The sequence below is a fragment of the Roseibium sp. MMSF_3544 genome (assembly GCF_030732845.1).
Lineage (GTDB): Bacteria > Pseudomonadota > Alphaproteobacteria > Rhizobiales > Stappiaceae > Roseibium.
The window spans coordinates 255437-276917 of sequence record NZ_JASHKA010000001.1; the positions used below are offsets into that span (position 1 = coordinate 255437).

The 21481-nt window shown below is 57.8% G+C and carries 19 protein-coding genes; 4 read left to right on the top strand and 15 right to left on the bottom strand.

Features of this window, described 5'->3' with window-relative positions; genetic code table 11:
- Positions 1-30: 30 nt before the first annotated feature.
- Positions 31-660, top strand: a complete 630-nt coding sequence (locus tag RBB47_RS01185) for a LysE family translocator (RefSeq protein WP_305983885.1) — start codon at positions 31-33, stop codon at positions 658-660.
- Between the two features lie 78 nt (positions 661-738).
- Here the strand turns inward: RBB47_RS01185 and RBB47_RS01190 are convergent, their stop codons facing one another.
- Positions 739-1578, bottom strand: a complete 840-nt coding sequence (locus tag RBB47_RS01190) for an SDR family oxidoreductase (RefSeq protein ID WP_305983886.1) — start codon at positions 1576-1578, stop codon at positions 739-741.
- A gap of 80 nt (positions 1579-1658) precedes the next feature.
- Positions 1659-2543 (bottom strand): SDR family oxidoreductase, encoded by an 885-nt coding sequence (locus RBB47_RS01195; RefSeq protein WP_305983887.1) that lies wholly within the window; start codon positions 2541-2543, stop codon positions 1659-1661.
- 96 nt (positions 2544-2639) lie between these two features.
- Between RBB47_RS01195 and RBB47_RS01200 the strand changes: the two genes are divergently transcribed.
- Complete coding sequence (locus RBB47_RS01200; protein ID WP_305983888.1) at positions 2640-3560, top strand: LysR family transcriptional regulator; 921 nt, start codon at positions 2640-2642, stop codon at positions 3558-3560.
- Between the two features lie 162 nt (positions 3561-3722).
- Here RBB47_RS01200 and RBB47_RS01205 read toward each other — a convergent pair whose 3' ends face one another.
- Positions 3723-4637 (bottom strand): DMT family transporter, encoded by a 915-nt coding sequence (locus RBB47_RS01205; RefSeq protein WP_305983889.1) that lies wholly within the window; start codon positions 4635-4637, stop codon positions 3723-3725.
- A 127-nt stretch (positions 4638-4764) separates the two neighbouring features.
- On the opposite strand from RBB47_RS01205, the gene RBB47_RS01210 reads away from it, so the two are divergent.
- Entirely contained in the window at positions 4765-5355 is a 591-nt protein-coding gene (locus tag RBB47_RS01210; protein ID WP_305983890.1) for a bifunctional transcriptional activator/DNA repair enzyme AdaA, read from the top strand.
- A 73-nt stretch (positions 5356-5428) separates the two neighbouring features.
- Here RBB47_RS01210 and RBB47_RS01215 read toward each other — a convergent pair whose 3' ends face one another.
- The 5 genes from RBB47_RS01215 to pgi form a co-directional block, all read right to left on the bottom strand.
- Entirely contained in the window at positions 5429-5701 is a 273-nt protein-coding gene (locus RBB47_RS01215) for a hypothetical protein (RefSeq protein WP_305983891.1), read from the bottom strand.
- A 118-nt stretch (positions 5702-5819) separates the two neighbouring features.
- On the bottom strand, positions 5820-6038 hold the full coding sequence (locus RBB47_RS01220) for a bacteriocin (RefSeq protein ID WP_305983892.1): 219 nt from the start codon (positions 6036-6038) through the stop codon (positions 5820-5822).
- A gap of 299 nt (positions 6039-6337) precedes the next feature.
- Positions 6338-6607 (bottom strand): lipoprotein, encoded by a 270-nt coding sequence (locus tag RBB47_RS01225; protein WP_305983893.1) that lies wholly within the window; start codon positions 6605-6607, stop codon positions 6338-6340.
- Between the two features lie 58 nt (positions 6608-6665).
- A complete protein-coding gene (locus tag RBB47_RS01230) occupies positions 6666-6935 on the bottom strand; it encodes a glycine zipper domain-containing protein (protein ID WP_305983894.1) in 270 nt (89 codons plus the stop codon).
- A gap of 241 nt (positions 6936-7176) precedes the next feature.
- Positions 7177-8799 (bottom strand): glucose-6-phosphate isomerase, encoded by a 1623-nt coding sequence (gene pgi, locus RBB47_RS01235; RefSeq protein WP_305983895.1) that lies wholly within the window; start codon positions 8797-8799, stop codon positions 7177-7179.
- 289 nt (positions 8800-9088) lie between these two features.
- Here pgi and RBB47_RS01240 point away from each other — a divergent pair, with 289 nt between their 5' ends.
- The gene (locus RBB47_RS01240; RefSeq protein WP_305983896.1) at positions 9089-9712 is read left to right on the top strand and encodes a PilZ domain-containing protein; all 624 of its coding nucleotides are present in this window, start codon (positions 9089-9091) and stop codon (positions 9710-9712) included.
- A gap of 105 nt (positions 9713-9817) precedes the next feature.
- Here the strand turns inward: RBB47_RS01240 and RBB47_RS01245 are convergent, their stop codons facing one another.
- The 7 genes from RBB47_RS01245 to edd form a co-directional block, all read right to left on the bottom strand.
- A complete protein-coding gene (locus RBB47_RS01245) occupies positions 9818-11602 on the bottom strand; it encodes a hypothetical protein (protein WP_305983897.1) in 1785 nt (594 codons plus the stop codon).
- Positions 11581-12678 (bottom strand): glycosyl hydrolase family 8, encoded by a 1098-nt coding sequence (locus tag RBB47_RS01250; protein WP_305983898.1) that lies wholly within the window; start codon positions 12676-12678, stop codon positions 11581-11583. The genes RBB47_RS01245 and RBB47_RS01250 overlap by 22 nt, the downstream gene beginning before the upstream one ends.
- Before the next feature lies 1 nt (position 12679).
- Complete coding sequence (locus RBB47_RS01255; protein ID WP_305983899.1) at positions 12680-14962, bottom strand: cellulose biosynthesis cyclic di-GMP-binding regulatory protein BcsB; 2283 nt, start codon at positions 14960-14962, stop codon at positions 12680-12682.
- An 8-nt stretch (positions 14963-14970) separates the two neighbouring features.
- On the bottom strand, positions 14971-17217 hold the full coding sequence (gene bcsA, locus RBB47_RS01260; protein ID WP_305983901.1) for a UDP-forming cellulose synthase catalytic subunit: 2247 nt from the start codon (positions 17215-17217) through the stop codon (positions 14971-14973).
- 26 nt (positions 17218-17243) lie between these two features.
- Positions 17244-18392, bottom strand: a complete 1149-nt coding sequence (locus tag RBB47_RS01265; protein WP_305983902.1) for a LuxR C-terminal-related transcriptional regulator — start codon at positions 18390-18392, stop codon at positions 17244-17246.
- A 558-nt stretch (positions 18393-18950) separates the two neighbouring features.
- Entirely contained in the window at positions 18951-19589 is a 639-nt protein-coding gene (gene eda / locus RBB47_RS01270; protein ID WP_305983903.1) for a bifunctional 4-hydroxy-2-oxoglutarate aldolase/2-dehydro-3-deoxy-phosphogluconate aldolase, read from the bottom strand.
- Between the two features lie 24 nt (positions 19590-19613).
- Complete coding sequence (gene edd / locus RBB47_RS01275; protein ID WP_305983904.1) at positions 19614-21434, bottom strand: phosphogluconate dehydratase; 1821 nt, start codon at positions 21432-21434, stop codon at positions 19614-19616.
- Positions 21435-21481: the final 47 nt, after the last annotated feature.

A 21481-nucleotide genomic window follows, 5' to 3' on the forward strand; every position in this document is an offset into this window, starting at 1 on the left:
AGGAAACGGCAGCTTTTACAAGGTGATCAAATGAGTTTCGACGTCTGGACTCTTTACGTGGCAACCGTGCTCGCTCTCATGAGCACCCCTGGTCCGAGCCAGCTCCTGATGCTGTCGAACAGCGGGACGCAGGGCTTCCGGCGCGCCTTGTTCACGGCTGCAGGAGACTTGTCCGCAAATGCTCTCCAGATGCTGGCTGCCGGGCTTGGTCTGGTTGCTGTCATCGCAGCGTCAGGTGCGGCCCTGTCCGTGATCAAGTGGGCCGGCGTCGCTTACCTCATCTGGCTTGGTGTGCGCATGATAAGGCGCGCAAAGTCCGACGATCCGCACCTGATGGAAAAACGCCCTGTCGTTTCGCTCAAGAGCCTCTGGATGCAGGGTTTTCTGACGTCTGCAGCGAACCCGAAAGCTGTTGTTTTCTTTGCGGCGCTGTTTCCGCAATTCATTTCCGGCGATGCGGCGTTCTGGCCGCAATTCCTGATCCTGTCTGCGACCTATCTTGTGATGGATGGGCTTTTCCTGTCGGCATATGGTTTCAGCGCCAGCTGGATCGCGGCGCGCTTCAAGGGGGCCGCCAAGGTCTGGATCGAGCGGATCGGCGGAGGCTTCATGATCGGAGCCGCGGTCCTGCTCGGCCTCAAGTCGATCGTTCAGCGCTAAGGTGCTGCCTTTAGCGGAGATTGAGCCTGGGTCATTGCGATCCGCGCCTTCGGTATAGGCGGGAACCTGTCCAAAGATTTATCTTTCTTCATTGATGAATGCGGCGAAGGCGTCCTTGAAGTCCGGGTGCCAGCGGCTGAGAGGCGGGCGATTTTCGATCAGGTCTCCGACGGCCCAGGCAATTCGTTTTTCGTCCAGTTCCCTTGTGACGTCGTTGTCCGGGCAGAGAATATAAAAGTCGCCACGGTTCATACTGTCGAAAAAGAAATCGGCCGTTTGTTCCGCCGTCCAGGCAGAAGCCGGTTTTTCGGGCGCGTTGATCATACCGGTATATACGAAACCCGGGATCAGGAGATGCGCGGTTATGCGGTCACCGACGGATGTGCGCAACTCGTGTGCGAGCGCCTCGGTGTAGGTTTTGAGTGCCGCCTTTGAGACATTGTAAGCCGGGTTTCCGGGCGGTGTGGTAAGTCCCTGCTTCGATCCGGTGTTGATGATCGCACCCGGTCTGCCGCGTTCCATCATCCTCGGCGCAAAGACTTGCGTGCCGTTTACCGGACCCCAGAAATTGACGCCAAACACCTTCTGCCAGGGGTCAAGTGCCTCCAGCGTCGATGATTTTCCGCCAATCCCGGCGTTGTTCATCAGTATGTCCGTACCTCCGAACCGGTCTGCGATCCTCGTCTCGAGCGCTTGCAGTTGGCTCCGATCGGAGACATCGAGCTCTGCCGTCATGATGTCACTGGCACCGGCCAGGCGGAGGGTTTCAGCGACATCCGCGAGCTTGTCGGCAGCCTTGTCGGCAATCACGAGGCGCATTCCCATGCGGGCGAAATTTCCTGCGGCGGCGAGGCCAATGCCCGAAGCGCCGCCCGTGACGACGGCGACGGAGCCGGAATTGAAGGCGGGGTGGGTCATGGCAAATCCTGTCAGATCTGGAAAGCAAAGAGAGCCGGCCGGCAGGATTGCCGGCCAGTACTGAGCAACACGGTCCGTCGCTAGGCTGCTTCGGACGAAGCCGTGTTCAGCTTGAGCATGCCTTCCATGCCGAAGGCGGTGAACAGGGTTTCCGTCACGCGTTCAGCCTGGGCGTTGTAGGGAATGACTGGATCGGCCATGCCACTGCGATCCACTTCATTGCGGAAAGCGCGTTCACCAGGTGCTGTGTTAATCACCTCGACGACCTTGTCCGCGACGATCTGGGGTTTCTGCAGCGGGTTTTCCGCGAGCGATTTGCCCATTCCTTCGAGCATCGCCTCGGGCGCGCCCGCCAGTTCGCCATAGCCTTGATCCCGGTCGCGGGATGACGGTGTGATCAGGTTGCCGAAGAAGCTTGTCGGAAAACCGCCCGGTTCGATGACCGCAACATCGATGCCGAAGGACCCAAGCTCCCAGCGGTAATTCTCACTGAGGGCCTCGACAGCCCATTTCGCGGCGTTGTACGGGCCCAAGAACGGCACTGTGACCCGGCCGAGCAGGCTCGTGACATTCAATATGAGACCCGACCGCCGTGCGCGCATCTGCGGCAAGACTGCGCGGGTCATGCGCTGAACGCCGAAAACGTTGATATCGAAAATGCGGCGGAAGTCCTCGCCGGAAAAATTCTCCTGCAGGCCATGGGCTCCGGCGCCGGCGTTATTGACGAGAACGTCGATGCCTCCCAGAGCCTTGTCGGCTGCGGCAACGCCGGCTTCAACGGAGGCATCGTCCGTCACGTCGATGTCAACGACCTCTATACCTTTGGCGCGCAGCGACGCAGCTACCTGAGCGTTGCGTCCTTCCGGATCGCGAACGGTGCCGGCGACCTTGTGGCCGGCTTTCGCCAGATCGCTCACAATCAGGTTGCCAAATCCGCTGCTGGCTCCCGTAACAAGTATGTTCATCTTGATCTCTCCTATTGCTGCCCGGTGTCGGGCCCGTTCAATGGAGCGAAGATAGGCATTGCTTGAAATGTGCAACAGAGGTAAGAATTTGAACTCATGGTTCGAGAAATTAGAACGATCGGTCTGCCCGCTCTGCTGAGCTTTCACACGGTTGCGCGCCTGGGGGGCATCAGCGCCGCTGCCGATCAGCTTGGCATGGCAAAATCCGGCGTAAGCAGACATGTCTCACAACTTGAGGAGCATTTCGCGGTCAAGCTTCTCGAGCGCGGCGCAAGGTCTGTGAAATTAACCCCTATCGGTGCTTTGCTGGATCAGCGGATCCGGTCCATTCTGTCTGAGATAGACTTGCTGGAGGACATTGCACGCGAAGAAAGCATCGGCATTTCTGGGCAGGTCAACTTGGCGACGACACCGGACTTCGGTGCACTCGTCGCCTCACACCTGCTCCCGGCGATCAATCAGCGCTATCCTGATCTTAAGCTGGTGATGCGGCCCGCTTACGCGTTTGAAGACATGCAGGATCCAGGCACGGATCTGGCATTCAGGATAGGATCTTTCCAGGATGACCGGCTCGTCGCCAGGGAACTTGGCACGTTTCGATGCTGGGTCGTGGCCTCCCCGGAGCTGGCCGGCGAAACCGAGGTCAAGTCGGCAAAAGACCTTGAGAAACAACCCTGTCTGACATTTCGGGATGACAAGCCGGAGACCACCTGGACATTTGCCACACCGTCGGCACTGTCGACAGTCAAAGTCTCCGGTCCTTTTGCCGCCCGCAGTTTTTCCGTCCTGTTCGACCTTGCTGTCGCCGGTCAGGGCTACGCTTTTTTGCCCGAGTTCATGGTTGGCGATGCCCTTGACCACGGCAACCTTGTCCGCTGCCTGCCGGATCTCGTCTCCCGGCCTTATTCGGTGTACCTGACCTATCGGCCCGGTGCGCGTCGAATAGCGCGCGTCGAAGCGACCGCACGCATCGCAGAAGAGCTGATCCCGAAGCTACTTTCGAACCTCAAGGGATAGGTGTGACCTGACCGGGCGGCTAACAAGCAAGTCTCTCCAAGCGCGATAAATGCCGGGAAGATCGTCGCTTTTTGCGTCTGGTGAAGACCATTGTTTTTCGAACAACCGAAGGAACCGAGCGGCATGAGGTCTCGAAGCTCAGCGGTTGCCCTTATCAATCTCCTACGGTTTTTCGCGCTTTCGCGTCGCCAAGTTCAAGTGTCCGGTGACGAAAGCGACACCTGCAAAGATCAACACCAGACCGGCAATCAGACTTGGAGACAGGTTTTCACCCAGAAGCAATATGCCGAGAACGACGCTGAAACCGGCACGCAGGTAGCTGCCGGTTGTCACGCCGAGAGGTCCCAGCGTGCGGATCAGGCGGAAATAGATCACCATCGCGATCGCGGTGGAAAAGACACCCATTGCAGCAACAGCAGCCAGTGCAGGCGGAGTGGGGGAGAGACTGAAGGGGTGATCGACCCACAGGGAAACCGGCAGCATTAGCAACGCGGCGAATGCCATTGAACAGGATGCCGTCACGACGGGTGACTGATCGGAAAACCGTTTGGCGAAAAGTGCAGCGGCAGCGTAGCTGAGGCTTGCCCCTGTCACGGCCAGTTGCCCAAGCACCGAGTTTCCTTCTCCTGCAAATGCCACCGGCCCCAGGATGATCAGGACGCCCGCGAAGCCGAGAAAGATGCCGATGATCTGGCGCGCTCCGGCGCTTCGGTCTTTCAGCAGGAAGAACCCGATGAGAAACACGAACAAGGGTGGCGTTGTGTTCAACAGGCCCGCAAGACCACTATCGATGTGTTTCTGTCCCCAGCTTATCAGCGTAAACGGCAACGCGCTTTGAAGGACGCCCTGAACCAAAAGAGCGCCCCAACGGGCAGGCGATGCTGGAAAACTGACGCTGTTCCAAAGCGCAAAAAGAACCAACAGCACCGCGCCGATGAAGAGGCGACCAAAAACGATTGTCGCCGGTGGAATGGTCTCAATCGCCACCTCAATAAGTGTAAATGATGCGCCCCAAAGGAAGGACAGAAGCACCAGCAGCGCAATTTCCAGAAATGCGTTCGAACGCGAATGAGACATGCAGAACCTCTGAGTTTGAGCAACATCCCAGTTCGGTTCCGCATGTGCTGGCTGCTTTCGGACGTGGTCCCCCGATGGAGTCCGATTTCAGCTAGACGATTGATGCACCGGTGCGCGACAAAGGCGTATGGAAGACGCCCTGACATCGTTTCCCGATCCGGAAACCTGCGATCGCGCGCGGCTGGCCCGGGATCCGGCCTTTGACGGACTGTTTTTCTCAGGGGTCCGGTCAACCAGGATCTATTGCCGGCCGGTTTGTCCCGTCCGCCCGGCAAAATCAGCCAACGTCACCTTCTACCCAACGGCCGCCGCAGCAGAACGTGCTGGCTTCCGGCCGTGCCTGCGCTGCCGACCTGAAACCGCGCCCGGCAGTCCGGCCTGGCTTGGGACCGCCACGACAGTTGGCCGCTCCATGCGCCTCATCGAGGAAGGCTTCCTGGATGCCAGACGTGTGGATGACCTCGCCGATACGCTTGGGATCGGGTCTCGGCATCTGTCGCGCCTCTTTGCCAAGCATGCCGGTGCGAGTCCAACCGAGGTTGCCGCAACAGTTAGAGTGCAACGCGCGAAACGCCTGATCGACACAAGCGATCTGCCGATTGCCGAAATCGCTTTTGCAGCCGGGTTCCGGAGTGTCAGGCGCTTCAATGATGTGTTCAGGGCGCTTTACGGCAGGCCACCATCGTCGATGCGGCGCAGACTGAAGGTCAAGTCATAACCTCCGGTTCGGACGCATAAATCAAGGCGAGTTGGTTTGGGTTGCTTCGGTGAGCTTCAACGGGCGAGGGCGCTCAGGGACATCGCACCTTGTAGGGTGTGCCATTCAGGTCATGGGCAATGCAGTTGCGCGGGGTGGTGACGACGCCGACGAGGCCGCCACCGACGGCACCAAGAGCCGCCCCGGCGATCGTCGCATTAACGGTTGAACCGGCGACCGCACCGATCGTAGCGCCTGTCGCGGCACCAAGACCGGCACCGATCAGCATTCTGTCCCGCTGGCTTTCAGTATTGGCGCAGCCAGTCAGCACAAGGGCGAGGGCCGCCATTGCAAGAATCGGTTTCATCCACGGGTCCCCAGCGAATTCAAAAGTTCGCCAAGCGTGGAGATTTATGGTTAACAGATTCTTACCGCCGCCGGCTTATCCAAGGCGGATCGCAGCTTTAGCCCTGATCGTTCCGGGATCAGTTGGGGGTGGTGGCCGCTCCGATCGCCGCACCACCGGCAGCGCCCAACGCAGCTCCGGCGATTACCGGCGCGGCACCGGCACCCACTGCGGCACCGACGAGGACACCTGTTGCAGCCCCAAGGCTGCCGCCAATGATTGCCCGGTCTGTCTGTCTGCTGGACGTGCAACCGGCAAGCAATGTGGCCACAGCGGCCACTACCAGAATTTTCTTCATTTAGGATACGGCCTCAAAACGAGAAACACCTGGCGACGGTGCTGGCGAGACCTCGAAAGGAGACGCGTGAAAAACTGGACCTTGATCCATCAAATACGCTGTCACTACGAGGCGACGCTTTTGCCGCCACTCAAAATTGGCCGCTCCGGCCGTCTACAGAGCGGAGAGCTTTGAAACTGAAGTCACTTTCAAAGCCCGCACAATCGGCAGACAGCCAAAACGTTCAAATCCAATTCAACGTATTATTGAATCCGTAACCTAAACGGCCCGTTAAGATCGGGCGCATTCAGGCAGTTTGATCAGGGACAGGCAACGCGGTACGGGTTGCCGTAGCGGTCATAAGCGACGCAGTTTTTCGGCGTTGTTGCAGCGCCGACAATTGCGCCGCCAGCGCCACCAATGGCCGCCCCGGCGAGCGCGGGGCCAACACCATTTCCTGCTGCCGCACCGATAATGGCGCCGGTTGCTGCACCGAGGCCACCGCCGACAAGTGCGCGATCGGTTTGGCTGTCCGATGAGCAGCCCGCGAGCAGGGCTGCTGCCGCCGCAACAAAAAGGAGTTTTTTCATCGTTTCCATCCTGGCGGCCAGGGCAGGGCCCCTGCGCCGCAAACAGTGCTTGTGACGCTTACGGGCAGGCGACGCGATACGGGTTGCCGTAACGATCGTAGGCAACGCAGTTCTTCGGTGTCGTTGCAGCGCCAACGATCGCACCACCGGCTGCTCCGATTGCACCACCGACGAGTGCACCACCGACATCACCGGTCGCCGCTGCGCCGATTGCCGCGCCGGTTGCAGCACCAAGGCCGCCGCCGACAAGTGCGCGATCGGTCTGGCTGTCAGAGGAACAGCCGGCCAGGGCAACACCAATCGCCGCGAGCAGAACAAACTTCTTCATTAAAGATGACTCCCTTCAGGGCCGCATTCGACGGCACATTCAATAGTTTAAAGTCTGACCAAGGGTAAGCTGCTTTGCGCCTCGGGGCAATTACCGAATTTCATTAGCATACAAAACGCAACCCGGCGGCCTGACCAGAGTTCTTCAGTGTCGCGAAACAGATAGCGCGGGTAGGGCAAAAATATGGCGCGTGTTTCGGCCACTTCGACGCACTCGCTGAATTTTGATCACTTTGTCCGGTTCAATCGCGCAGGGCTGCCAAGAGGCCGCGTGTCGAGGCGTCCTTTGTGTCAGCCGCAACATCGCCCTTGACCATCGGCAAAAGCGCGGTCGCCAGTTCCTTGCCAAGCTCCACGCCCCATTGATCGAAGGAGTTGATTCCCCAGATCACACCTTCGACGAAAACCCGGTGCTCGTAGAGCGCGATCAGCCGACCCAGCGAAAAGGGCGTGAGTTTGTCGTAGACAAGCGTGAAGGAAGGGCGGTCTCCCGGAAAGACCTTATGCGGGGCCAGGCGCTCGATCTCGTCTTCGGACATGCCGGCGGCAGCCAGCAGGGCTTTTGCCTCTTCGAGTGTGCGACCCATCATCAGGGCTTCCGACTGTGCAAGGCAATTGGCCATCAGAAGCTGATGGTGGTTTTGCAGATCGTCTTCATGGCCACGCGCGGCAACGAGGAATTCGCAAGGGATGACCGTCGTGCCCTGATGGAGGAGCTGATAGAAAGCGTGTTGACCATTGGTACCTGGTTCTCCCCAGACCAGTGGTCCGGTTTGCTGTTCAACCGGCGTGCCATCCAGCCGGACGCGCTTTCCGTTCGATTCCATGTCCAGCTGCTGCAAATAGGCAGGCAGGCGGGCAAGACGCTGGTCGTAGGGAAGGACTGCACGGGCTGTATATCCCAGGATATCCCGGTGCCAGATACCGACGAGCGCCATCAGCACGGGCAGGTTTTGTTCGAGCGGTGCTTCCTGGAAGTGAGTGTCGAGTGCGAAGGCACCTGCAAGAAAGTCGTTGAAGGCATCCGGCCCGATGGCAATCATCAGCGGCAGACCAATCGCCGACCAGATTGAATAGCGCCCGCCGACCCAGTCCCAGAACCCGAAGACCCGGCTCTGGTCGATGCCGAAGGCGGCCACTTTGTCCAGCGCTGTCGAGACGGCCGCAAAATGTCCGCCGACGGCTTCCTCACCAAGAGCATCGGCGATCCATTTGCGGGCTGTTGCCGCGTTGGTCATGGTCTCGATCGTGGTGAAGGTCTTCGATGCGACGATGATCAGCGTGGTGGCGGGGTCGAGTTTCTCCAGCGTGTCCGCAATATGGGCGCCATCCACATTGGACACATAGTGCAGCTCCGGACCGTCGTGATAGGGCGCAAGAGCCAGGGTTGCCATGACCGGTCCCAGATCCGATCCACCGATACCGATGTTGACCACGTCGGTGAAGGGAGCGCCTGTTGAAGACGCCAGCTCGCCGGAGCGGACAGCTTCTGAGAAATCCGCCATTGCAGCAAGCACGGCGCGAATGTCGGGCATGACGTCCTTGCCGTCGACGAAAACAGGGTCATCAGACTGGTTCCGCAAGGCGGTATGGAGAACGGCACGTTTTTCCGTGGCGTTGATTTTTTCCCCCGCGAACATGGCGGCTCTTTTGCCTTCGATGTCGGCCGCTTTTGCAAGGTCAAGAAGACGGTCCCGGGCGTCGCCGTCGATCTTTGTTTTGGAATAGTCGAGGAGAAGATCGTCTGCCCGTGCGGTGAATTTTTCGAACCGGTCCGGATCTTCCGCGAAAAGAGACCGGAGGGTGGTGTTCTTCAGTTGCTCGGCCTGTTGACTGAGAGAAACAAACGCTGCTTCGAGAGCCATGGAGCATCCCCTTAAATCGATTTAACCGGTTGAATTATCATCGTCGGACGACTTCGGGCATCAGATAACACAGCAATTTGGCAGAGGGGAGAACAAATTGGACTGTGCTGCAAAAACATGCTCCAGATGGACCAGATTTGGGCAGAGTGACCATTTTGGATTTCCTGGCCTGGGATTGGATCCGAAATTGAGGAGATATTAGGAGTTTTGACGTAACGTCCGTTTTCGATGTGCAGGCCTGCCATCACCGCTTTGAACGACATGAAACGATTTCAGGCAAATAGACCCAATGTGCGCAGCCAAACCTTCTCACGATCTTGCCCACCTTCAAGAACAACCCGATGCCCGGGAAGATGTTCTTGTTGTTGATTTTGACACCCTCGCGATTGTTGAAGCGGTCGTGTCAAACGTGAACGAGTGGGGCTGTTGCGTAACTTCGGATCATGTCGGCGAGCTTTACAAGAATATCGGCATCCGGCTCACCGGTTCGCGAAAGCTCTCAAAGGCGCATGTCACGTCAGTGAAGGGAAAGGACGCCGCTGTTGTGTTCTCTACCGGTGAGAGCTCCGTCACCGACAAACGTCGAGAACGGCGAAACGATGTGAAGATCCCGGTCAAGATTGCAGACCTGGAAGGCATTACCGAGATAACGGGCGTCATCGTGGATGCCGCAAAAAACGGTTGCAAGGTCAAGGCCGAGGGCCTTACCGCTCTGCCCGAGGAAGTTCTTCTGACAATGAAGAAATTCGAAAAACCGGTTGTTGCCGAGTTCGCCTGGCGCAACGAAACGTCGGCGGGTCTGAGGCTTTTGTGGGACCGGACGCTTGAGGAAACCGGTCACGCCGAGGGCGCCGAGGAAGCTGCCGATATGGCCGATGCCGATGAACCCGAGGCGGAAACCGAGGACGCCTGAGGGCGTAACCTGGTGCCAATTGCACCTTCCTTGCCAAAAAAGGGTCCGGCGGGCTCCTGCGCCCGTCGAACCCTCAGTTTCAAGCGTCAGCCTGTCTGGCTGACATCATTTGTAGTTATACATGGCCTTTTCCGAGAACCATCTGCCCTGGCGTGTCTCCCGCGTGGAGCTTTGACTGTCCGCCTCGGCGAAAATTCTGTTTGCCTCTTTCGGACGGCCTGAGTGCAGCAGCGACCAGGCTCGCATAAGCTTGGTGCGCCGGGCTTCCGATGAGGTCGATGAATTTCCGAGAAGCGCGAGCGTTTCCTCGTAATTTCCCTGGTCGAACTGCCTTTTTGCAGCCTTGGGAACCGGAGAGCTGGCGCGGGTGCTGCTTTTGCGTTTCGGAACGCTTCTTGATGCTGACACCTTGTGGATGTGCCGCATCGTTTCAAGATCGGGAAACTTCTTCGACCATTTGGCAATGAGCTGGTTCTGTTTCCCGCGCTGTTTTTGCCTCTGTGCAATCACGACCAGGCCGAGGACGGCGGATTCGTTGGGTTGATACTCCATCGACTTCTCGAACCAGATCGTTGCTTCCCTTATTTCCTCCATTTCTAGGAAGTGCCATCCCAACACCTGGGCCGCATTTGCTGATTGTGCGTCCTCAATGGCGTTGACGAAGCGGGAAAGGCGCTTGAATTCGATGGGGACGCCGAGTTCGTCGAGAAGCTGAAGTGAGACGACTTCAAGATAGGCTTTTAGGATGAGCGGATCCTTGCGCCGGTGCTTGTAGGCGAAGTCTTCTGCGTCCTGAAGGTTCCCGTCTTCCTTCTTGGCGACGACTATTCCTTCAATCGCTTTCGCCGAGGGACGCACTTTCATCGCCATCCGGAACCAGTTTTCAGCGGTCTTGTATTCCTGGCGGACGTAGTAGTACCAGCCCAGGAGCTCGGCATCGTCGGGATTCTGGGTCGCCTGAACAGAACGGATCATCGCCGTCAGGTCCTCGTTCTTGACAAGGATCATTTCGTCAGAGGCACCCTTGCCGATTTCACCCCGCAGAATGTCGAGATAGATGTCATCGAACTCGGACCGGCCGTCCAGGCGCGTCCTGCCAAGGGAAATCAGCTGTTCCGTTGCCTGCCGCGGCAGCAGCGCGGCGGCCTTTTGAACCGTTGCGACACGCTCCTGTTCATTCCCGCAGCTGGACAGGATGTATTGATACGCCTGCAGCGCCTTGGCGTCGTTTCCGGACCTCAGCAATGCCTCGGCCACTCTCCAGATCATGTCGATCTCGGTGCAGACCAGGAGATCCGGGTTTTCAGACGCAATTTTGATGACCTCGCGGTGGTTTTCCACGTTGGAAGCCCTGACGATCGCCCGGCGCGCTTCCGCATGGTAGATCTGGCGCTTGAGTTCACTTGACGGTGCGTAGCCCGGGTTCACCTTGATGTATTCGCGGATCTTGACGTAGAGCTCTTGCGTCTTGTCGGCGTTGAACAACTCCCAGAGAGGCTGCTCGTCGACAACGGTCCGGTTCGCGTCAAAAATGTCTTCGGGGGGCTCCCAGTTCGGATGCAGGCTCTTCAGCCGGTTGATTTCCGCTGAAACCCGACCGATCTCGCCGTTGCTGGCATAGTACCGCAAAGCTGTTTCATCGACCTGAGCCGGTGAACCGGTCGCCGTGCCGCCTGTTGCCTGGCCAAGCGGATCGGCGCTGTCGCCCAGCGAGAACGGTGACACGCTGGCATTTTGCAGCGGAGACTGGCTCTCTTCCTGACGCTGAAGAGCAAAGGGTTGTGAACCCTGCTGGAGTGTGACCGTTTCCCAGGGGGCGGTCTGAGCTGCGGCGCTGCCGACTGCAATTGCCGTGGCGAGCGTCGCGATTACCATTCTAGAGACAAGCATTGCGGATACCTCTCAGCTAGCGCGATTACGGTAAAAATCTGTAGAGTCGTCGAATAGTAGTGATCACCACCCACTTGAAGGAGCGGTGTCGGAAAGGGTTCCGATTTGTCTATGCATCGTGTCAGGGCGGTGATTGCCTGAAATCCCTTGCCGCCCATCACGCTGGTCATGTCGCCGGTAACGACTTGAACGACCGAAGGACTGGCACCTGCAGCAAATCCGCGCAAAGTGGCGAAGTCGGCTGCCTTTTTTTCACGGAAGGCATTTTCCGACATCGCCAGGTAGAGCGGTATCCGGATCGAGTTGTAACCGAACTCAGGCGCAAACTTCGCGGAAGGCTCAAGTTTGATGCCCGCGATATCGACCCAGTCGGGCGGCAGGTAGGAAGGTGCGCGCTGGGAGAGGTCCAGCACGTCTTCCCCGATGACGGCGATTTCGCTCCAATTGGCGGATCTGTCGAAACGGGCGATGCTTTCCAGTGCCGGAAACACCCAGTAAGAGGGGTTCAGCGTCACAACCTTGCCCTCGTCCGCGAGAAATCCCTCCGCTCCGGGCAACAGAACGGGCCCAAGGCTGGTGTCGTGCACCAGCTTTGCGGCGATGTCTGTCAGAACGTGCTGCGCCGATCCCAGATTTTCCCGGTCGCCCCAACTTTTGTAAGCTTCCAGGAGCGCCCATGCGATTAGGAGGTCTCCGTCCGTTGCGTTGTTGGTGTCCGCAACATTCGGGCCTTTCGCCGTGTGTTCCACTTTCCAGGCAAACAGCCGGTCCTTGCGGACCTGAAGGGTTTCGAAGGTGTAATCGCGGATCAGGCGGAAGGTGTCTCTGTCCTGCACCGCGACAGCCAGTATCATTCCGTACCCCTGGCTTTCGCTGTGGCTGATGCCCTTGTTGGCGTCGTCGATGACGGCGCCCTCTTGGGTTACGAAACGGTCCTTGTAATCCCGCCACGCGGACTTCAGCCACAGCTCGACCGCGTCGTTCGCTCTGGCACCGTGGCCGAAGACCGTTTCGGCGGATAAGCCAGGGGTCGACAGGACCAGGCAGAGAGTTGCTGAAACAATGGTTTTCAACATTTTACCTGCCTGAGTTTCTGAGCGTGAGAAAGTATGTGAAGGCAAGCAGCAGGCAGAAGGCGCCCATGAACAGAACAAAGGCGAGCATGTTGTGCGAAACCACACCTGCCACCACCAGTCTGCTGTTGTGCCACTCCGAGGGATTTGCAACCGAGGCAAAGTAGTTGGCTTCCTGACGCTGAGTGGCAGTCAATTCACCCGACTGGGCGTTGTAAAGGGCGGTGTCACCCTTCAGCCAGGTGAACCGGCCTTCCTGCAGCATCGAATCCACGCCTGACTTGATATCGTCGCTGGTCAGGCCGGTGACGACCGTCCATGCGTCCTGCTTCACAGGGGCTCCCAGAAACGCGATCCAGCGTTCCCTGGCCGATAGCTGCGTTGTTCGCTGCGTTACGATGATATCGTTTTTCGCCAGTTTGAAGTCTTCGCCGGAAGCGTTGGTAGGACTGAGCTTGAACCCCATCCCACGCCAGGCAGAAGCCAGGTAGCGGCGCATGTCGAGCCAAAGACCCTCGTCATTCTCATCGATGTGGTTGAGTTTGAGAAAGCCTGCGATACCGCTGCCGCCGGATTGGCTGTCGGCATCATGGGTACCGGCATAGGCAGCTCTTGCGACACCGGTCAGACGGTTGGTCGGTGCTACGACCAGACCCGGACGATTTCCCAAAGGTGTGTTGGAAACCACAAGGGACACCGGCCGAACCTGCTGATTGATCGCCGAAGCAGCTATGACGATCTGCGAGGCAGCTTCCAGAGACTTCGGATCTCCTGCAGGCACCATGACGAAGGTCGGGCGACCTTCGAGGTTGCCTTGCGGCACGACATCCTTGACGGCGACGCTCGGCGTCACGCGCATCCTTGCAAACGTATCGAATTGAATGCTCGAAGAGTTTGCATTCAGCAAAAGACGATCAGAAGACACGGCTTCTGCCACGTTGCAGACTTCATCGTCTTGCGTAAGCGAGGAAACTTCCAGCCGAAGTTCGTTGTAGCCCGGAGAAAACCCGCCCAGCGGAATGTTCAGCGGATTGCGGGCGGAGATGCCCTTGCGTGTCAGGTCAGCTGAGGCGAGCGCGGCACCGTTCGCAAAAACCTGAAGCGAATTCGAACTGTTCAATTCTGCCAGGGAATCGATATTGAGGCTGAGCGTTGCCTTGCCATAGTCGCCGACGAAGAAGTCGTCCGGCAGGTTGATGGCGAAATCCTGCTGCAGGAGGCGGCCGTCAAACCGCTGGCTGCTGACGCCCAGGTCGGCCAACGAAACCGGCTTGTTCGTGTCGATCTTGTAACCGAACTTGTTGTCAAAGGCTTTGATGCCTTCCTTTGTCCCGGTTACGGGCATCTGGGCGATCCTGGTCTGGAACGCCTCGATGGTTTTGTCGAGCGCAAGGCGGTTTTCCGCGGAGATGATCAGCGAGATACGACCTGTCGCAGGGTGGCGAATAAGGACGAGGCCCGGGATTTCGCTACGCGCGTTGTCGATATCAAATCCTGCCTGCACCAGGTCCGCCCTTGTGCCGACGATGATGTCGATACCGGCGCCGGCACCCGGCTGGTTTCTGATCTTGACGACCGGGTTCTGATATTTGCCGAACACTGCGACAGCCTGGGCAACCGTCAGGGCGCGATCCAGGTTCCCGACGCTTGCGCCACCAGGTTGCACGATCTGGAACTGTGCGGCGCCGGTGTCGTCGTTCGGGATGGCTCTCAGGATGTCCAGATTGGATGTCACCTGGGGAACCGTCCTGCTGCCCGGGTCAAAGACAAACCCGGTGTTCGAAGGGTTGAGGGCTGTCCAAAGTTCGTAGGTTGCCGGTATGGAGCAGTCGACGCGGTGCCGGTGATTGGCAACGAACCGGACCTCGTTGAAACCTTCGGAAATCAGGCCGGGTCGGAGGTTGAAACTGCGCAGCGTGTTCTGTTCGCCGGCCTTGATTTCGATCTCGCCGACAAACTGATTGTTCACAAGAACGCGCAGGCTGGAACGCTCGGGTGCGGCAGATACGGCCGTAAGGTAATCAACCTGAAGCGTCCGGTATTGCAGCGCCTCGTCGCGCGGTGCGTAAAGCGGCAGTCTGACTTCAGCGACTTCGCCTTCGAGTCGCAACTGGTCGACGGTAGCGGTCAACCGACGGATTGCGTTTCGAGACTTCGTTTCCGGTTCGATGATCGACAAATCGAGGTTTTGTGCAGTCACTGTAGCGGGATAGGTCAGGATCGCGGCTGACAGCAGACTGGCTTTCAGGCAAGCGAGACCCGTCGTCAAAATTCTTCTCTTAGTCATGACAATCCTCATTCGGCAGGCGTTAGAACGGATTGCGGGAGATGCTGCTCGGTCTCGGCGGGCTTGCGCCTCATTCCAGACCTGAGCAGGGTCAGGAAGGCCACGATCGGGATCCTGAGTCCGTATAGGACTGCCCAGCGGAGAATGCGCGCCGTTCCTCCGAAGACCGAAGAGCCCGCCAGTTTACGGTTGTGCAAAGCACGCGGGATGGTGAGATCGGAAAAGACCAGCTCTGACGATGCGGTCGCGCAATTCGCGACGCTGTCCGTGTATCCCGCGCCCAGGAGGAGGCCGGAGTTTCCTGCGCGCTGCGAGGCGATGCGGACCTTGATGCTCTGCTTTTCAGCCTGTGCTCCGTCGCCGTTGGCGTCGTGGAAAAACGATCCCTTCGAAGCAAAGCTCAGCTCGCCGCTTTCTCCGAGAATGTTTCCGCTTGCTGGAGGCTGTTCGAGTTGCATCAAAACGCCGTTGGTGTTGGCTTCTCGCAGCGTGACCGGGATCATTTCGTCCCGAAGCTGAAGCGTGGCATTCCGCTGGATCCTGACCCGCGGTGCCGTCCTGACTTCCTTTCGTTCCAGAACCGTGCCGAGTGCGGCGCCGGCAATCAGGAGGTTGAACACCTGCCAGACGCCGACCACCGTCAGCAGTGCAGCCTGACCTGGATCGTTCTCGATGCGCCAGAACAAGACGCCGGTGGTGAACACCATAACCGCAAAGAGCACGATATAGGGCCAAGCCAGGACCGAGAGCTGTTCCTTTTCAAGCGTTTCGCCCTTGTTCGTGACGTTGAATTTGGGTGCACGCGGGTTCATGAGAACCGAAATGATTGCCGGGAACAGGAAGATGGACTGCACGTACTCATACAGTTCCGAAATCCATGGCCATCTCAGTTTGCCGTAGATGCCGGCCTGGATGGTTATTACGGCAAAGATGTAGGTCACCGTATAGGCCAGGAACTCCTGCGGGGAGGCGATATAGATCTTCATGCTGAACAGGATGAAGAGCATGGGCGCCAGCAGGAAGACCAGCCGGGGGAAGGGAAACAGCCAGAACAGGGCGCTCGACAGATAGGCGACGCGTTGCATGAAGTTCAGGCCGGATTTGAAAAGCGGGCTCTTGAGAAGCAGAATCTGCAGCATGCCCCGGCACCAGCGGGAACGCTGGCCGATAAACGATGCGATTGTTTCTGGCTGGAGGCCGGCAATCATCGGCCGATCGACATAGGCGCTCTTCCAACCGCGGGAATGCAGTTCCAGCGCTGTTTCACAGTCCTCGGTGATGGACACTCCGGAGAAGCCGCCCACCTCGTTAAGGGCCGTACGGCGCAGCACCGCACCAGAGCCGCAGAAGAACGTGGCATCCCATTTGTCCAGGCCCTTTTGGATCATGCCGTAGAACATGTCGTTTTCCGACGGCATGACATCAAACGTGCGCAGATTGCGCTCAACCGGATCCGGATTGAGGAAAAAGTGCGGTGTCTGGACGAGGAACAGTTTGGGTTCGCTGAAATAGGCAACTGTTTCGCGCAGAAACTCGCGCGCAGGCGCATGGTCCGCGTCGAACACCACGACCAGATCACCTTCCGAGTGCGCCAGGCCGTAGTTCAGATTTCCAGCCTTTGCATGTTCGTTGCGCGGACGCGCCAAATACGTGGCGCCCAGGTCCTTGCAGATCCGTTTCATCTCTGCGCCCCGCTCATGGGCCTCGCGGGCCGCGGCGGGATCCGGAGCGTTCAGCTTCTGATCAGTGGCACCGTCGTCGAGGAGGAACACGCGGAACTTGTCCTTGGGATAGTCCATGTTCAGAGCAGCTGCGATGGTGCAGGCAACCAGTGACGGATCCTCGTTGTAGCTGGGAATGAAAACATCAACCGTCGGTGCATCTTCGTCACTGCGCTGGACCCTGCGGGGCCGCTCGTATCGGTCAGAGACAATGAGCGCGGACAGGAAGAACATGAGGATGCAAAAGAGTTCCGCGATCAGCAGCAAGACGCCCGGTACAAAGTCATAAAGGCTCTCGATCGGGGGGACCGTTTGCGTGACGCGCCAGTAGACGTAGCGCCCGACCAGAATGCCGCCCAGGGACAGAAAGGTGACGCGCCCAAGCGTGCCCGGGACGACTTTTGCCAGCTGCATGGCAATCAGGACGAAAATTCCCAGAAACAGCTGCACTTCGACAGAAAGTGGAAGTGTTATGATGAAAAACATTATTGCGGTTGCGAGAATCGCGAGCAAATAAGATGCATATCTTAGCATTGTCTAAGCTCCTGAATTCGAATTTCTTATTTGTATTGATCCGGGGATATCGAAAGCGCTCCCCGGATTAAGTTGACGAGCTCGATTTGCGAGCTGACGCTCAATCTTTGTTGAGCCATTGCAATGTGGTTTCGTGCAGTGTTGTAGCGAATGCCGATTTCTTCCGCGGCTTGTCTGAGCGTCTTTCCGGACAGAATCTGCTGGATGACCCGTGCCTGCTGGAGGGTCACGCCTGTCGCGGACCTGATCAGATTGGGATCCGTGTCCGTCGACAGTTCGGAGGACACGATCAGGATCTTTTTGCGGAAGTAGCTGCGAATAGGGTCGCTTGTTACGGTCTCGTCGCCGAGCTCGGGAACGGTCTCGACATAGTACTGAACGCCGCTTGCAAGTTTGTGCACGCCGATCTGTTCCGAGACGATCCCGTTGTCGGCTGTGGTCTTCTCGACCTGTCCAGGCATCGTTTGCGGATGGACCAGCGAGGCCGCTTCATCCGGAAGGGCCAGCCGGCCATTGTGCAAGTGAACTTCGCCAGGCTTGTTGAGCAGCCGGTCAGCTGCCGTGTTGCGCGCCAGGAGGCAGTTTCTTCCGAATACAACCAGCGCCGGATATTTGATGAACTTGATCCAGTAGCTTGCGCTCTTCAGGGCGCTCTTTTCTGGTCCGTAAAGCAGATCGGAGGCATACGCACTGAAACCTCCGAAAATGTCTTCCAGATAAGCAATGACACCTTGAAAGAGAGATTCAGAAAAGCCGCAAGGCACATGTGCCGTCAAATAGAGGCGTAATCCCTTGCCGAGATCCACCGTCATCGCCGCAGCTCGATCCGTCTCAAGAACCTTTTTTACCGAAGCTTCGGGGTCTGAGTGATTTTTGCAATGCAAAACGTGCGGAGCGTAGTAGACCGGAATACAGGCATCCCGGTCGAATTCCAGAAGCGTTGGAACCTGTTGATTTAAAAGCGGTTCTGCGTTCCATACGCGTCCGCCTTCATCAAAAGTGTGACAGGCTTCAATTTCGCCGTTTTCGGTGTCGACGACAAAAACGCTGAAAACAAGGTACTCGAACCGATGCGCCAGGACATAGGGAAAGTCCGGTGCTCTGGTTTTTCTGTTGTCGCGAAAGTTCCGTTCCAAATTGGAACTTTCGTCGAAGACTCCAACGCCCAAATACATTGACAGACCCCCAGTCAACAATTGTCATGGCCAGCACAAGCCGTTTGCCGAAGACTTTCTTCGGCATTCTTTTTTGTTTCGCTCCCGGATGTTCTTTTGTGGTTTTCGAAATAAGCTTTTTAATAATTTGTTAAGCGTTCTATATCTCAGAAGACAATAGATTACTCTAGTGCAGATGCACCAATTTTAGCCTTTGCGTAAGTATGGTTTATTTGCGGAAAAACGGTCGTCTCACGCGATCAAAAGCTGCGATTTCCTAGTGAAACAGCGCATTCACCAATTGAAATGAGTGTGCAGCCGGCGACTGCGAAAAGTACATATCTGCCGTTAAGTCAGTTTGATCATATTAACTGAATAAATAGTAATATAAACTGAACTAATATTTCGAATTAAGATTTTCGCGAGCTTCTCTAGGAAAATATATTTCGTGCTGGCGTTTTATCTTTGTTCAAGTAAAGAATTTGACTGCATTCAACTCTGCCTGAAAAACAGGCAGAGTTGAGTAAAAATAGTACAACCCGTATCAAACGTATAAGTTTAGTTGGTGGTGTGTCGATCTCAATCGCGCAGTTGTGAAGCCGCGCGTGCCCGTTCTTCGATGCCGGACCAGTCCTCATTGGCAATCGCCTTGGGGTCCGCAATCCACGATCCGCCGACACAAAGCACGCTTGACAAGGCCAGATAGTCCGGCGCTTTGTCCAGACTGATGCCGCCTGTCGGGCAGAACTTGGCTGCGGCCAGGGGCGAGGAGAGAGATTTCAGGTACGCTGCGCCACCGGCCTGCTCTGCAGGAAAGAACTTGAGACGCTCGTATCCGCGTTCCAGCAGAAACATGACTTCCGAGGCCGTTGCGGCACCGGGAAGAAGCGGCACTGCATGTTCGTCGGCAGCATCCAGCAACGACCTGGTTGCACCAGGCGAGACGACAAAACGCGCCCCGGCGGAAACCGCCGCATCGAACTGACCGCCGTTCAGAACCGTGCCAGCGCCGGCAATAGCGCCTTCCACGTGCTCGTTGACGGCGTCAATCGCTTCCAGTGCATGCGGCGTGCGCAACGTGATCTCGATAGCCGGCAGACCGCCGCGCACCAGTGCCTCGGCCATGGGAACCGCCTTTTTCGGATCTTCCACGATCAGAACCGGAATAACCGGTGCGGCGCACATGATCTGTTCTATTTTTTCAATATTCTGGGCCACTGCCTTCTCCGATCTTTTCGTGCTTCATCCGCCGAACACGCTGGCACCGTGATCCGGTGTGCTGACATGCGCCCTAAAGGCGGCAAACAGGTCCCGGCCGACTCCGTATTGATGTTCACTGAGATCGGCCTCGGCCAGCGGGCGGGCATTGAATTCTGCCTCGTCAACAAGAACCATCAGCTCGCCGGTGACGGCATTGATCCGGATCATGTCGCCGTCGCGGATCTTCGCAATCGGGCCACCATTGGCGGCTTCCGGTGTCACATGAATTGCCGCAGGAACCTTGCCGGATGCGCCCGACATGCGCCCGTCGGTGATCAGAGCGACCTTGTAGCCCTTGTCCTGCAGAATGCCGAGACACGGTGTTAGCTTGTGCAGCTCGGGCATGCCGATCGCCTTGGGTCCCTGGAAACGAACAACGGCGGCAACGTCGGTCTTCAGTTCCTTGTTGTTGAACGCGGCCAGAAAATCATCCTGTGAATGGAACACGCGGGCAGGGGCCTCGATGATGTGGCGTTCCTCGGCTACAGCCGAGACCTTGATCACCGCCTTGCCCATGTTGCCGGTCAGCATCTTCAAACCACCGGTGGGTTGGAAGGCCTTCGAAAGCGGTGCCAGTACCGTCTCGTCGCCTGACGTTTCAGGCGCTTCCTCGCGGCGCACGTTGCCGTTTTCGTCTAGCTTGGCTTCCGATGTGTAGCCGGACAGATCGGTACCGTAGACCGTTTTGACGTCCTGGTGGAGGTAACCGTCCGACAGGAGTTCGCGGATCAGGAACTGCAGACCGCCCGCGGCCTGGAACTGGTTCACGTCCGCCTTACCGTTCGGATAGACCCGGGCGAGAAGCGGCACGACGTCCGACAGATCCGAGATATCGTCCCAGGTCAACTTGATGCCGGCGGTCGCGGCAATCGCGACGAGGTGCATCGTATGGTTCGTGGAGCCGCCTGTGGCATGCAGACCGACGACACCGTTCACGATCGCCTTTTCGTCAATGATTTTGCCCGCCGGCGTATATTCATTGCCCAATGCGGAAATCGCCAGCGCACGCTGGGCCGCTTCCCTGGTGAGTGCGTCGCGAAGCGGTGTGCCCGGATTGATGAAGGAAGCGCCCGGCATGTGCAGGCCCATGATTTCCATCAGCATCTGGTTGGAGTTGGCCGTGCCGTAGAATGTGCAGGTGCCCGGGGAATGATAGGCGGCGGACTCGCTTTCCAAAAGTGCATCGCGGCCGACTTTTCCTTCGGCATAAAGCTGACGCACCTTGGATTTTTCATCATTGGAGATCCCGGTCGTCATGGGTCCGGCCGGAATGAAGACTGCCGGCAGGTGCCCGAAGGAAAGTGCCGCGATGGCCAGCCCCGGAACGATCTTGTCGCAGATGCCAAGAAAGACGGCGGCATCAAACATCTGGTGCGACAGGCCGACGGCAGCACCCATCGCGATCACGTCCCGAGAGAACAGGGATAGCTCCATTCCGTCCTGACCCTGTGTGACGCCGTCGCACATGGCCGGGACGCCGCCTGCCACCTGGGCGACGGCACCGACCTCGTGAGCTGCCGCGCGAATAAGTTGCGGGTAGGTTTCGTAAGGCTGGTGCGCCGACAGCATGTCATTATAGGAGGTGATGATGCCGAGATTGGGAACAACATCACCGGAAAGCGCTTTCTTGTCTGACACTCCGCAGGCGGCGAAACCGTGGGCAAGGTTGCCGCAGGAAAGCCGTGAGCGCTGGGGCCCCTGGTCGGCAGCTTTGCTGATATGGTCCAGATAGGTGGAGCGGCTGTCATGGCTGCGTTTGACGATCCGTTCCGTAACGTCGCCAATGCGGTCCTGGATGGTCATTCTTTTCGTCCTTTCCTGGCCGGTATCCGGCTGGGTGGGGTGTTGAC